Raw genomic sequence first — 13,327 nt, forward strand, 5'->3', positions numbered from 1 at the left:
ATAGATCCGTTTAAAAAAGGAGCCGTAACATGACAGAAGTTTTACTCGGCAGCACACTGTCTGCCCTTGCTACAGGACTTGGGGCTCTTCCTATCCTGTTCCTGCAAAATACGATTACACACAGGTGGAGAGATATTCTGCTTGCTTTTACCGCGGGCATCATGATGGCCGCATCCATGATGAGCCTGCTTCCTGAAGCGCTGAGTCAGGGAGGGTTTCTTGAAGTCTTTGCCGGACTCTTTCTAGGAGTATTAGTGCTGACGACGCTTGAAAAAAAAATTCCCCACATAGACCTTGAGCATTCAAGATACGGCATACAATTCGACGAAAAGGCGTTCCTGATTATCGCTGCGATCACGATGCATAATCTGCCGGAAGGTCTTTCTGTAGGTGTAAGCTATGCATCAGAGCAGTCAGAGACAGGAAATCTAATTGCTTTCGCCATTGGTCTGCAGAACGCTCCGGAAGGATTTCTCGTTGCCTTGTTCCTGTTTAATCAGAACATCGGCAAATTTAAAGCCCTGATCATTGCAACGATGACAGGCGCTGTTGAAATCATAACTTCTCTTCTGGGATTTTATTTGACGTCATTCGCAGACAATCTCGTTCCGTACGGCCTGTCCTTTGCAGCCGGTGCCATGCTGTTCATTATTTATAAAGAACTGATTCCTGAAAGTCACGGGGACGGAAATGAACGGAATGCAACCTACTCCTTCATTTTAGGAATATTGTTTATGATTCTGCTCATTGAGACTTTCGGCTAAATAAAGCGTAAAAAAAAACGGCTGAGCTGCGGGCTCTGCCGTTTTTGGTTTTATATAGTAAGTCCTTCCCGATCTGTCCATTTTTTCATAGAATGAATAAACCGCATAAAAGGGGGGGTTGTCCGGTTTTCCTCTTCAAAAACAATCTGCTGGTATTGGTTTAACAGCATGTCCAGTTCCTGGCTGCACTTCACGGCCTCGCTGCTCGTATATCCTCCGGCCCTTGCAGAGTCCATCATTTCTTTCCTTTTTGCATCGATGCTCTCAAGCAGCTGGGTCTTATCTGATACAGTTGACATTTTCTTCCCTCCGCCTCATCCAAAAATATCTGTAATGGGAATAAATATTCAAGTAAATTATTACAGATACTTCTAAACTTGTAAATAGATTAGCAAAATCCGACAGCTTTTTTACAGGACTTTTTGACAATTCTGTTAACACACCTGGATGAACCGGCTCATTTGCTTTTCTTTTCCCATATTCCCCCACTTTTAAACCTTTATTTCCAATTTTTTTAAAAATAAAAAGAACCGGAATTACCGGTTCTGCAGTTATTTTATCAGTACTTTCTCACTTTTGTTTACATCATCCACTGCGGTCACTCTGAAATCTTTTTCTTCGAGTTTTTTGATGATTTTATGAAGCTTTTTTTCTGAGATATCATGGGACAGATTAACGATGATTCGCCTTAAATATGTATCTCCATTATCCAGAGTGAGCAGCCCTTCGATATTTACATCTTTGATGGCAGAGACGAGCTCCTTGATGGCACCCTTGTGTTCCTTAGTGCCGACAGTCAGGATATAGCCCCCTGTTTTCATGCCGAATGAATCTTCAAGAACGTCCATGATGTTTCCATGTGTAATGATTCCGGAAAATTCATCTTTTTCATTCAGGACAGCCAAAAATGGAAGCCTTCTGATTGTCAGAAACGTTTTAAAAAACGAATCCTCCTCGTAAACAAATGCATCCTTATCTGCAATCAAAGATTCAATTGAATCCTCATCCTTGCCCTGCTTTTCTACATAATAATCGAGCAGATCAACTTTATAGATCAAACCTGCGAAAACTGTTCCGTTGTCTTTCAGAACAGGAATGCTGCGGTAGCCTGATTCTTTCAGCAATTCGTAAGCTTCTTTTACAGTGCTCTCCGCCTTGCAGTACCTGACATCCTCTTTTTTAACAAAATTGTAGCGAATTTTCATGCTGACAATCCTCCCCTCTCTATATTGTTGAAAATTTACCATAGAACAAGGTAAGAGTAAAGAAAATTCGTATTATTTCGTCTAATGACCGGAAGAAACCCCCTTTCTGAAAGTGAAGGGGGTTTTAGACCGTTTAAGCCTGCTGCTGTTCTTTTTCGTAGATAGGCACCCATCCTTCAGTCGTTACAAAAATGCGGACTGCTACTACTTTGCGGTCTTCCTGAAGTGTAAAGTAGTGGCGGATGTTCGGAGGAACAGAGATCAGGTCGCCTGGGTCCAGTTCAACATCAAAAAATGAGCCGTCTTTTGCCTGGATAATAAAAATACCGTGGCCGCTGACAATGAAGCGGACTTCGTCATCTGTGTGATGGTGCTCCTGCTGGAAATTTTGAAGAAGCTGTTCAAGGTTCGGCGTGCTTTCAGACAAAGAAATAACGTCCTGCGCCTTGTAGCCGCGGCGTTCCGAGATATCCGCAATTTCATTTGTGAACACCTGAAGAATTTCTTCTTTTTGTTCATTAGAAAGACTGAAGTTTTCTCTCAATGCCTCAGGCAGCTTCTCTATATCCCATTGCTCATAAATAACCTCCTGCGCATTAAGAAAAGCTGAAACTTCCTTTTGATCTGTTAATCTTTCATTCGTTTCTTGAAGTCGAATCGTCGCCATCCTTCATTCCTCCTGTATGTTTAATTTATCGCACGAGCGATTTTGCCTGTTTAAGAGCAAGTAATTTCACTTGATAGGAAAATAAAAATTCGCACGCTTCCAGCACTTTTTTGGCTTCAAAAGCGTCTTTGCCCCAAACCGTAATGCCGTGATTCCGAATGAGAACGGCACCAAAGCTGCCTTTGACATACCGTCCAAAGTCAGCAGCGAGAGCAGGAATATCCGCAGGGTTTTCGATGATTGGAATATGCCATTCCGCATCCTCTTCCCACAGCCCGAAAGCTTTAATAATCTCCTGCCCTTTGAAAGTGATTCCGCCTTCATCGCCATATATTTCAGAAATCACATTATTGTCTACGGTGTGGACATGGAGGCTGCAGCCGGCACTGGTCCGCTTATAGATTTCTACGTGCAGAAGGGTTTCCGCTGAAGGCCTTTGAGCTGTGTCTTCAAGGGGTGTTCCAGCACCGTCCACAAGCAGAAAATCTTCATCTGTTTCAAGTCTCTTGTCTTTTCCGCTTGATGTGACCAGAAATGAGAGCGGGTCGGAATGTACTTTTATCGCAAGATTTCCGCTTGTACCCGGGAACCAGTCCCGTTCCGCCAGTTCCCTTTTCACAGATGCAAGCTCACTCCATCGCTGTTTATATAAGCTCATACTGCCGCCTCCTGCCTTTTCTTAAGCCCTTCAATTACGTCATAAAAGCTTGAGAAAGCCTGATGGCGCAGCTTTAGTGCATCGCATTTCTCAAGAAGATAATCCCGGGCAAATACAAAATCTGCAAGCTTGGCCGCTTCAAGATCTGTCACCGAATCTCCGATCACAATGACCTCCTGATCAGAGGCAACAAGCTTTCTGATGATGCTCGGTTTACAGCATCCGCAGTCATTTGTGCACCTGTCATCACATGAGTTCGGCCAGAGGATTTGAACATATTCCCCGCTGAAATCTGATTCATTGCAGTAGACGCGGTCATATGGAATTAGTCCGTTTAACAGCGGATAGACAAAAAAATCAATTCCTCCGCTCACAATGTACAGCGGTATTTCATTGTCTTTTGCAAATTGAACAAAATTTCTGAATCCGTCCCGGATTTGTGCGGTAAACAGCAAATGCTGAATCATATCCGCCTTGAGATGTGACGGGATCAGCTCAAACATCCTGCCGACTCCTTCACGGACTGAGATGCGCCGGCTTAAAACGTCATCTTTCAGAGAGTTCCACTCAGGAGGTGCAAATTGTTTCATGAGCGCGATAATATTGTCATTGTTTGTAATCGTGCCGTCAAAATCGCAGATAATAACCGGTTTGCTCATCGGTTCACCTCCACCTGACCCCATAGATCCAGCGCAAGCTGAAGGTCTTGTTGGCTTTTAGCTTTTTCAGATAATGAGATGCCTTCAAGCACAGCATCGATTGCAGAGCGGAAAGCTCTTCCGCCCGCCTGCGCACCGTTTGGATGCCCGTGTACGCCTCCGCCGGCATTAATGACACTGTCGATGCCAAAATCCTGAATCAGAACAGGCACAAGACCCGGATGAATTCCTGCTGATGGAACCGGAAACGTTTCTTTTAACCCAGTGCTCTCTTTGCACGCTGCACCGATAGACAGTGCGGCATCCCTTTCAAGTGCCACACTGCCGTATGGCGACGGGAAGAGGGAAAAGTCTGCTCCGCACTGGCGAAGCAATTTTCCAAGCAGCAGAGAATGTGAAATACCATAAAGGGCGGAAGAAGACAAAGCACCGCTTACAGCAGGGTGCGCCATGATCGGAACATGAATCTCCCTGTCTTCTGCAAGCTCCTGCAAAACGTCAAGACCATAAGCGAAAACATTAAAAAGAAGGGCGTCCGCCCCAAGCTCTGAAGCGCGTCTTGCCTTCTCTTTGAGGCTGAATGTCTTTCCGGTTAAGTTAACAGCGTACATCGCTTTATGGCCGGTCTCCTCATACACCCTGCCGAGCACTTCTTTTCCTGCTGTGATTCTTTGTTCAAACGGCGTAAGCGGATTGTCAAACAGAATTTCGTCATCCTTTACAAGATCAACGCCGCCAAGCACCTGATTTCTTAGCTGTTCTTTTAAAAACGATAGATCACGTCCGATGACTCCTTTGAAAATGCTCATGAGAAGAGGCCGGTTATAGACTCCGAGTTTTTCCCTGATGCCGCTTATGCCGAATGCAGGTCCCTGAAAAGAAGAAAGAAGATCTTCTGTAAACTCCAAATCAAGCAGTTTCACTTCCCCGTCAAGGGAAAGCTTTCCGAAAACCGTCGTCAGGACCGCAGGCAGGTCATGAGAATAGTTCACGCCGGGATAGAATATTTTCACAATTCCTTTTTTCACTTTTTTTCCGAGAAACTCGGCAATGCGTTCTTCAGCATCTGTTTCTTCAACGGAAACAACTTGACCCTTGTGCTGTTTCAACTGCTGCTGTGTAAGCTCCGGAAGGTCCGTCCATGAGCCGACCGTAAGGCTGGTGGCGATTCCTTCTGCTTTTTTTGGGATGCTGTACTGATCATAGATGAGATAAGTTGCTGTAACGCCGCTCATGATTGTACCTGCCTTTCGCATTTAAATAAAAAAGGTCCCCTCCGCTGACGGAAGAGACCTTATCTGAAATGGGTAAGATCCTTATCTGCCAGCAATTGCTGCAAGATTTAGCACCGTGCTTAAACACTGTTTAAGTCGGTTGCCGGGCTTCATCGGGCCAGTCCCTCCACCTGCTCTTGATAAGAATTGTATATGTTCTGAATAACCTGAAATTAATTTGGATTATGACAGCTTTTTCCTCAGCTGTCAACCGGCAATGAAAAGAGATTTAAAGATTTTATTCTATCTGCGGCTTCTCTTAATCTCTCTTCAGAGGTTAAGAGTCCGGCACGGACATATCCCTCACCAAACGTCCCGAATCCAATGCCCGGCGCCACGCATACATGAGCGTGTTCCAGCAGATAGTCAGCGAATGATTCCGATGTGAATCCCTCGGGTACAGGCAGCCATGCAAAGAATGATCCAGGCGGAGCCTCCACTCTCCAGCCGATGCCGTTCAGAGCCTTTATAAACGCCGCACGTCTGCTTTCATAGCGTGCGACAAGATCACTGACACAGTCCTGCGGGGCAAGAAGAGCAACAGCCGCAGCTTCCTGTATTCCGCTGAACACACTGACAAACATGTGATCCTGCAAAAGATTAATCGACTCTATGACGCTTTTATTGCCGACTGCAAAACCGATTCTCCACCCTGCCATGTTATACGTCTTAGACAGCGTATAAATTTCGATTCCTGTCTCTTTTGCTCCATCTGACTCAAGAAAGCTGACCGGCTTTTTGCCGTCAAAACCGATGGCTCCATATGCAAAATCATGGACGACGCATAGATCATTTTCTTCTGCAAACGCAACCGTTTCATCGAAAAAGCTCCGGCTGGCCACTGCCCCTGTAGGGTTGTTTGGATAGTTTAAAAACATGAGCTTTGCATCCGCCTTCGTTTTTTCAGAGAGCTTGGAGTAGTCAGGCAAAAACTCATTTTCCTTCAAAAGAGGCATATATTCCATACGGGCCCTCGCAAGCTCCACTCCTGACCAATAATCCGGATAGCCCGGATCGGGAACTAGAACCGTCTCACCGGGATTAAGCAGACACTGCGGGATTTCCACAAGACCTGCCTTTCCCCCAAAAAGAATGGCCACTTCTGTGTCAGGATCCAGTGTGACGCTATATTCCCTTTGATAAAATTCTGCTATCGCCGTTTTTAAAAAGCGCTGTCCTCTAAACGGTGAATATTTGTGATAGTCCGGTTTTCCTGCCGCTTCCTGCAGAGCTTTTACAATATGAGGCGGCGTCGGCTGATCGGGATTCCCCTGGCCAAGATTAATGACATCATGCCCGGCCTCAATACTCGCATTTACTTTTGAAACGAGACTTGCAAAAAATTGTTTCGGAAGATTATTCAATAGCGTTGATTGCTCAAACTTTTTCATCTTTGCACCTTCTTGTGAAAATTCTTGAAATTCTAGTCAAAAATCATATATTGTTATAGTCAGCTTGTAAAGGAAAATATTTTTTAGCGGAGATGACGCATATGAAACTTAAAATCGCCTGCCTGCAGACAGACATTGCATTCGGAAAACCGGAAGAAAACATTGCAGCAGTGGAAAAAAAGATAAAATCCATCATGCTCAGCGACAATCCTGATGTTATTGTCCTGCCGGAGTTATGGACGACCGGATATGACCTGACACGTCTTGATGTGCTGGCAGATGAAGAAGGAAAACGCACCCTTTCCCTGATGAGCGGCCTTTCAAAAAACTGCTCGGTTAATATCATAGCAGGGTCTGTAGCAAAAAGAACAGAAGCAGGAGTAACAAACACCATGTACGTGTTTAACAGACAGGGTGAACTCCTGCACGAATACAGCAAACTGCACCTTTTCAAACTGATGGATGAACACTTGTATCTAAATGGCGGCACAGAAAAGGGACTTTTTAAGCTTGAAGGAATTCAAAGTGCCGGAGTCATTTGCTATGACATCCGTTTTCCTGAATGGATCCGCGCTCATACGGTTAATGGGGCTGAACTCCTGTTCGTTGTTGCGGAGTGGCCGCTTCCGAGACTTCATCACTGGAAAACCATGCTGATCAGCCGCGCAATTGAAAATCACTGCTACGTTGTTGCTTGCAACCGGGCGGGCAGCGATCCTGCAAACGTCTTTGCCGGCCATTCTATGATCATTGATCCATGGGGAGAAATTCTTGCTGAAGCAGGAACAGAGGAAGCCGTTCTTACAGCAGAAATCGACCTGGAAAAGGTAAAAGAAATCCGAAAACAAATTCCCGTTTTTGAAGACAGACTTCCCCATTTTTATTTGTAACTTTCTAAAAAAAGCATTGACATATTTCTTTAAAACCTGTTAACATTCAGAACAAGTGATCAATTGCGAATTGTTTGAAAACAAAACCTAATAGAATCTCTTATCAAGAGCAGGCGGAGGGATTTGGCCCTATGATGCCCAGCAACCGACCGTAAAACCATTGCGAAATGGGGCGCAGCTTTTTGCGCCGGAAGACATCTTCCACAAGGCACGGTGCTAATTCCAGCAGAAAGACATCTTTCTGGCAGATAAGAGGTGCGAAGCCTGCGCCTTCAAGCCTCTTTCCCTGTGAAAGAGGCTTTTTTACATGTGCATGGCCTCTTTCTCAGACGACATGTTCCTGCTGCTGGCAGTAAAAGTCCATATGAAACCGGAGGAAGAAACCCATGTCAAACTATCAATCATATCAACCATTAACAGAAAGCGCTGCCGTCACTCTTGCCCTCAGGCTTGGATTATTTGAAGAAAAAAGTGTGCTTTCCTGCACGGAAATAGGAGACGGCAACTTAAATCTCGTTTTCCGCATAACCGACCAATCAAATAAAGGTCTGATCGTTAAACAGGCTCTTCCATATGCAAAGGTTATTGGCGAGAGCTGGCCGCTTACGCTTGACCGCGCAAGAATTGAAAGCAGCGCCATGCTCAAGCAGGCTGAAACGGCAGGAGAATACGTGCCGAAGATTTATTACTCAGATGAAACACTTGCCATAACAGCCATGGAGGACCTATCCCATCTTCAGATTGCACGCGCTGGGTTGATCGAAGGCAAAGAATTCCCTCTTCTCGGGCGCCACATTGGTGAATTTCTTGGAAAAACCCTTTTCTACAGCTCGGATTTCGCTTTAAATCCGCAGACAAAAAAGCAGCTGGTCAAGCAGTTTTCAAACCCTGAGCTCTGCAAAATAACGGAAGATTTCGTTTTTACAGATCCCTTTTTTGATGTGGAATCAAACAGTTTTGAAGATGAACTGAGACCTGCAGCAGAAGCCATTTGGAACGACACGGAACTAAAGCTTGAAGTTGCCAAGCTGAAGCACAAATTTTTAACAGAAGCCGAGACCCTTGTTCACGGAGATCTTCATACGGGAAGTATTTTTGCAGATGATGAAACAACAAAAGTCATTGATCCCGAATTTGCTTACTATGGACCAATTGGTTTTGACTACGGGCATTTCACGGCAAATTTATTGATGAATGCCATTTCACGTGAGGAAGCAAAACAGCAGGTCCTCCTGGATCATATTGATACGGCCTGGACTGTATTTGCCGGGGAGTTTTCTAAAGCATGGGAGAAAGACGGCCTTGAAGTTTACACAGAAGTCGACGGCTATCTTTCCTTCATCCTGGAAAAAACGTTTGAAGATGCGGTTGGCTTTGCCGGTGTGGAAATCATCAGAAGGACAATCGGGCTTGCGCACGTTGCAGACCTTGATTTGGTAGAGCCGCATGACAGAAAGATTGAAGCGAAAATCCGCGCGCTCGAACTTGGAAAAAAACTCGTTAAGAACCGCAGCAGCATCAAAACACCTGCACAAATTGCAGACTATTTCAAACAAGTACCTGTCAGATAAGGAGCATTCATCATGACATATCAGCAATCCATCATACCCCGTTCTGTCGAATGGAAAGAATCCTATATCCGCCTTCTTGATCAGCAGAAACTGCCTGCTGTGAGTGAATACCTGCACCTTGAAACGATTGAAGAGGTCTGGGATGCCATCAAAACCCTTAAAGTGCGCGGAGCCCCTGCAATCGGCATTGCAGCTGCTTTCGGGCTCGCGCTCGCGGCAAAAAAATATGAAACAGATGATATTTCGGAATTTCAAAAACTGCTTTCCCGCGACCATGATTATCTTGCCAGTTCAAGACCGACTGCCGTCAACCTTTTCTGGGCTCTCAACCGCTTAAAAAACAGTGTACAGCATGCCCTGTCCACAGAAGAAGCAAAAACAGTTATGCTGCATGAAGCGATTCAAATTCAAGTTGAAGATGAAGAAACGTGCAGGAAAATCGGCGAGCATGCCCTGCCTCTTTTTAGTGCAGGTGACGCTGTTATGACCATATGCAATGCAGGCTCTATTGCGACAGCAAGATACGGAACGGCCCTCTCGCCTTTTTATCTCGCGAAAGAAAGAGGCATCCCCTTAAGTGTATATGCCTGTGAAACACGTCCCGTACTGCAGGGATCAAGACTGACAACATGGGAGCTTATGCAGGCAGGCGTTGATGTAACGCTCATAACAGACAGTATGGCTGCCCATACGATCCGCACAAAACAGATTTCAGCCATCATTGTCGGAGCTGACCGGATTGCTGCAAATGGAGATACAGCCAATAAAATCGGCACATACGGCCTTGCCCTTCTTGCACATGCTTTCCAGATTCCGTTTTATGTAGCTGCGCCCCTTTCGACGTTTGATCCTGAGACAGGCAGCGGGGATGACATCCCAATAGAAGAACGTGATGCGGAAGAAATCACTCATATAGCGGGCTGCCGTGTTGCACCTGAAGGAGTGCAGGTCTTTAATCCGGCATTTGATGTAACGCCTCATGAATTAATCACAGGCATTATTACAGAGGAAGGTGTTTTATCCGGAGACTACCTGCTGGAAATAGAAAGCCTCTTTCAAAAAGTCAAAAAGTAGAGCCATCCGGCTCTACTTGATTTGTTTTCCGAAGTGGATGATGGGCTTTCCTTTGTAAACTCCCTCTTTAAAAGCAGAATACCCCATCTTCATCCAATACTTCCTGCCCCGCTCATTCTCTGTCAGGACTCCAAGCCTCATTTCGGTAAACCCTTCTTCCTGAAGCAGCTTTTCTGCTGTCTCATATGCTGCAGCGGCATAACCTTTTCCTTGGTAGGAACGGTGAAGAATAAACAAGCCGATCCATGGTTTTTTATCACTCGGATTAAGCGGGCAGTATTCAAAAATGCCTGCAGGAACATCGCCGTCCATGATTAAAAATCGTTTGGCACTGACTGCTTTTCCTTCTTCCCTGTCTTCTGCTATGTTCTGCTTGTTAAGTATTTCCCTGTCTTCAGAAATCAAGTTATAAGCAGGATTCGAGTTCATGATACAGAGTTCTTCATCAAGAAGATGTTCATCTTGCACCGGAACAAACGTCAGCATACAATGCCCCCCTATTCAATCTTCGCCCACAGCTCTTTGGGGTTCAGTTCATAGATGCTTTTCTCGCGGTACATCATATGATTCACTATCAATTCCCGCCTGATCGTCGCAAAATCTTCGTGATATTTTTTAATGATGTCATTAATCTCTTTTTCCGGATATTTTCTTCCCGGCTCAAACTCTTTAACTAAGTGATATAAAACAATAAGCCTTCTTTTTCGCTGCGGCGGAATGGTTTTTAATTTTCCTTCCTTTGTTAAATAATTCCCCAGAATTTTCGCATGTTCACCCGTTTTTCCCTGATTCATCTCAAGCTCCCCTTTTCCAGTGACAATTTCCATCATCCCAAGTGAAAGCTGCTGCAGCAGCTTTTCGTTCACCTGAAAATAGACGGTGTTTTTTACCCGTTTTTCAGTGACAAGGCCAATCTCTCTAAGTTTCGTTAAATGATGTGTGATGGTAGGCGGCGTCAGGCCCAGTATTCCGGCAAGCGCCTGCCCGTTTTTAGGGCTTTTCGCCAAAAGAGCCAGTATCCGGATGCGCGTAGCATCTCCCATTACTTTGTGAAATGTGACAAGTTTGCCGAGCTGTATGATCGTTCCCCTCCATCTAATTCGATTACTATCTAATTAGATGATAATCAAATTAGATATTTCTGTCAATCTGGTTTTTGAAAATCTTACGGTCTTGCTGGGGAGGAGGGTAAGTGCTCTTTAGGGATGTTACTGCACTAAATATGAGTGGTACCGGGGTGTAAGTGTTATTAAACGATGTTTACAACAAGAACTACGATTCACAGCAAGACGAAAGTGTTCTTAAACGATCTTTACAACAAGAACTACGATTCACAGCAAGACGAAAGTGCTCTTAAACGATGTTTGCAACAAGAACTCGCATTAACAGCAAGACGAAAGTGCTCTTAAACGATGTTTACAACATTTATTGTGATTGGCACATGCTCGTAAGTGTTCTTAACCAACTTTTACAACACGAATTACATTTAGCCCGAACCCATAAGTGCTCTTAAACGATGCCTTACAGCACAACCACAAATAAAAAAGACCCAAGCATTCAGCTTGGGCCCATGTCATCATAATTTTGTCCGGATATCCCACAGTTCGGGGAAAAAACGGTGATCGAGTACTTTTTTCAAGTAGGTGACCCCTGAAGAGCCGCCTGTTCCTTTTTTAAATCCAATGATTCGTTCGACTGTTTTCATGTGGCGGAAACGCCATTGCTGAAGCCAGTCCTCAATATCAATCAATTTCTCGGCAAGCTCATATAAGTCCCAGTAGGTGCCGGTATTCCGGTATACTTCCAGCCATGCTTCCTCTACGGATGCATCACCTTTATAGGTCAGTGAATGATCCCTGTTCAGGATTTCATCTTTAATTGGAAGCCCTGCTTTAGCAAGAGCCTGAATGGATACATCATATATGCTTGGGCTATTAAGGGCTTTTGACAGCTCGCTGTGCAGCTCTTGATCTTTTTTGTAAATTTCCAGAACATGCGTGGTTTTATAGCCGAGGGCAAATTCAATCAGTCTGTACTGATGGGACTGAAATCCTGAAGCCTGACCGAGCTTGTCCCGGAACTGCACATATTCAGACGGCGTTAATGTAGAAAGCACGTCCCATGCTGCAATAATCTGTGACTGGATTTTTGACACACGGGCAAGCATTTTGAATGCCATTGACAGATTTCCCTCTTCAATTGCCTGTATGCTCGCCTGAAGCTCATGCAGGATGAGCTTCATCCATAGTTCGCTGACTTGATGGATAATAATAAACAGCATTTCATCATGATGGCCTGAAAGGCGGTTCTGACTGCCAAGCAGCTGTCCTAGACTCAAGTATTCTCCGTACGTCATCCGGCTGCTGAAATCGGTATGTATCCCTTTTTCGTCTTTTGGATCTTTCACATGACTCTCCCCCGCTCCATTTCTCCTCATGCAAAAGGAGTTCAGCGCTTGAACTCCATTTCCCTTTATCTGTTCTTATCAGTTAATATCAGCTTTTTCTGTTCTTCTGTCAGCACATGCATGGCAGTCAGGAGACTCGTATAAAATGCAAGTTTATTCGGCCGTTTCCACATTTCAAGCCCGCCCTTCTAATTTGCCCTTGAGCAACTTTTTTACCCTTACCAAATGATATGTCGCTGGGGCTAAAAAGTGACAAGCAAACCTACATTTTATACGGTATTTTTTCCAGGTCCAGCAGCACTTGCTTTAAATGGACATTCGCTCCCGCATACCCCGTCATACGTCCGTTTGCTCCAATTACCCGGTGACATGGCACAATGATGGGAAGATTATTTTTTCTGTTGGCCTGGCCGACGGCGCGGACAGCTTTTGGGTTGCCGGTCTTTACAGCGATGGCCTGATACGTGCAGGATGTGCCATACGGAATTTCAGTGAGCGCCTGCCACACCTTTTCCTGAAATGCTGTTCCCTTTTGCTTCAGCGGCAGACTGAAATCTTTTCTTGTGCCTGCAAAATATTCGTTGAGCTGCTTCTCTGCTTCATTGAGCAGCGGGTCTTCACTGTTTTCCTGCACTTGATTTTTTTCCATAAACTCATGTAAGTGTTCTTCCTTTAAAAAAAGATTCGTTATATATGTTCCGTCTGATGCTATGCGGAGAATCCCCATTGGCGTGCTGACTGATTTATATGCGTTCATGATGTCTTCC

At 44.9% G+C, this 13,327-nt stretch carries 15 protein-coding genes and 2 riboswitches; of the genes, 4 read left to right on the top strand and 11 right to left on the bottom strand.

The window, feature by feature from the left end:
* The first annotated feature begins 29 nt into the window (after positions 1–29).
* Entirely contained in the window at positions 30–764 is a 735-nt protein-coding gene (locus tag RKD52_RS14355) for a ZIP family metal transporter (protein ID WP_454100212.1), read from the top strand.
* A 50-nt stretch (positions 765–814) separates the two neighbouring features.
* Here RKD52_RS14355 and RKD52_RS14360 read toward each other — a convergent pair whose 3' ends face one another.
* The 7 genes from RKD52_RS14360 to RKD52_RS14390 form a co-directional block, all read right to left on the bottom strand.
* On the bottom strand, positions 815–1,063 hold the full coding sequence (locus RKD52_RS14360; protein ID WP_454100213.1) for an aspartyl-phosphate phosphatase Spo0E family protein: 249 nt from the start codon (positions 1,061–1,063) through the stop codon (positions 815–817).
* A gap of 252 nt (positions 1,064–1,315) precedes the next feature.
* The gene (gene cbpA / locus RKD52_RS14365; protein ID WP_454100214.1) at positions 1,316–1,969 is read right to left on the bottom strand and encodes a cyclic di-AMP binding protein CbpA; all 654 of its coding nucleotides are present in this window, start codon (positions 1,967–1,969) and stop codon (positions 1,316–1,318) included.
* A 133-nt stretch (positions 1,970–2,102) separates the two neighbouring features.
* Positions 2,103–2,636: a 1,2-dihydroxy-3-keto-5-methylthiopentene dioxygenase gene (locus tag RKD52_RS14370; RefSeq protein ID WP_454100215.1), complete on the bottom strand. Its 534-nt coding sequence runs from the start codon at positions 2,634–2,636 to the stop codon at positions 2,103–2,105.
* Between the two features lie 25 nt (positions 2,637–2,661).
* Positions 2,662–3,294, bottom strand: coding sequence for a methylthioribulose 1-phosphate dehydratase (locus RKD52_RS14375; RefSeq protein ID WP_454100216.1), 633 nt, complete (start codon positions 3,292–3,294; stop codon positions 2,662–2,664).
* Positions 3,291–3,953, bottom strand: coding sequence for a 2-hydroxy-3-keto-5-methylthiopentenyl-1-phosphate phosphatase (locus RKD52_RS14380; RefSeq protein WP_454100217.1), 663 nt, complete (start codon positions 3,951–3,953; stop codon positions 3,291–3,293). The genes RKD52_RS14375 and RKD52_RS14380 overlap by 4 nt, the downstream gene beginning before the upstream one ends.
* On the bottom strand, positions 3,950–5,188 hold the full coding sequence (gene mtnW, locus RKD52_RS14385; RefSeq protein ID WP_454100218.1) for a 2,3-diketo-5-methylthiopentyl-1-phosphate enolase: 1,239 nt from the start codon (positions 5,186–5,188) through the stop codon (positions 3,950–3,952). Before mtnW ends, RKD52_RS14380 begins: the two co-directional genes overlap by 4 nt.
* 78 nt (positions 5,189–5,266) lie before the next feature.
* A riboswitch (SAM riboswitch) is annotated at positions 5,267–5,374 on the bottom strand.
* Positions 5,375–5,427: 53 nt separating this feature from the next.
* On the bottom strand, positions 5,428–6,618 hold the full coding sequence (locus RKD52_RS14390) for an aminotransferase class I/II-fold pyridoxal phosphate-dependent enzyme (protein ID WP_454100219.1): 1,191 nt from the start codon (positions 6,616–6,618) through the stop codon (positions 5,428–5,430).
* Between the two features lie 101 nt (positions 6,619–6,719).
* On the opposite strand from RKD52_RS14390, the gene RKD52_RS14395 reads away from it, so the two are divergent.
* The 3 genes from RKD52_RS14395 (at position 6,720) to mtnA (ending at position 10,153) form a co-directional block, all read left to right on the top strand.
* Entirely contained in the window at positions 6,720–7,508 is a 789-nt protein-coding gene (locus RKD52_RS14395) for a carbon-nitrogen family hydrolase (RefSeq protein WP_454100220.1), read from the top strand.
* A gap of 97 nt (positions 7,509–7,605) precedes the next feature.
* A riboswitch (SAM riboswitch) is annotated at positions 7,606–7,763 on the top strand.
* A 131-nt stretch (positions 7,764–7,894) separates the two neighbouring features.
* Positions 7,895–9,079 (top strand): S-methyl-5-thioribose kinase, encoded by a 1,185-nt coding sequence (gene mtnK / locus RKD52_RS14400; RefSeq protein ID WP_454100221.1) that lies wholly within the window; start codon positions 7,895–7,897, stop codon positions 9,077–9,079.
* Between the two features lie 12 nt (positions 9,080–9,091).
* Positions 9,092–10,153 carry an S-methyl-5-thioribose-1-phosphate isomerase gene (gene mtnA / locus RKD52_RS14405; RefSeq protein WP_454100222.1) on the top strand — a complete coding sequence of 354 codons (1,062 nt, stop codon included), beginning with the start codon at positions 9,092–9,094 and terminating at the stop codon, positions 10,151–10,153.
* A gap of 12 nt (positions 10,154–10,165) precedes the next feature.
* Here mtnA and RKD52_RS14410 read toward each other — a convergent pair whose 3' ends face one another.
* The 4 genes from RKD52_RS14410 to RKD52_RS14425 form a co-directional block, all read right to left on the bottom strand.
* On the bottom strand, positions 10,166–10,639 hold the full coding sequence (locus RKD52_RS14410) for a GNAT family N-acetyltransferase (RefSeq protein ID WP_454100223.1): 474 nt from the start codon (positions 10,637–10,639) through the stop codon (positions 10,166–10,168).
* Positions 10,640–10,650: 11 nt separating this feature from the next.
* The gene (locus RKD52_RS14415) at positions 10,651–11,232 is read right to left on the bottom strand and encodes a DUF2087 domain-containing protein (protein WP_454101234.1); all 582 of its coding nucleotides are present in this window, start codon (positions 11,230–11,232) and stop codon (positions 10,651–10,653) included.
* A 497-nt stretch (positions 11,233–11,729) separates the two neighbouring features.
* A complete protein-coding gene (gene kynA, locus RKD52_RS14420; protein WP_454100224.1) occupies positions 11,730–12,560 on the bottom strand; it encodes a tryptophan 2,3-dioxygenase in 831 nt (276 codons plus the stop codon).
* A 262-nt stretch (positions 12,561–12,822) separates the two neighbouring features.
* Entirely contained in the window at positions 12,823–13,317 is a 495-nt protein-coding gene (locus RKD52_RS14425; RefSeq protein ID WP_454100225.1) for a methylated-DNA--[protein]-cysteine S-methyltransferase, read from the bottom strand.
* Between the last annotated feature and the right edge of the window lie 10 nt (positions 13,318–13,327).

The organism is Metabacillus sp. SLBN-84 (genome assembly GCF_053629595.1).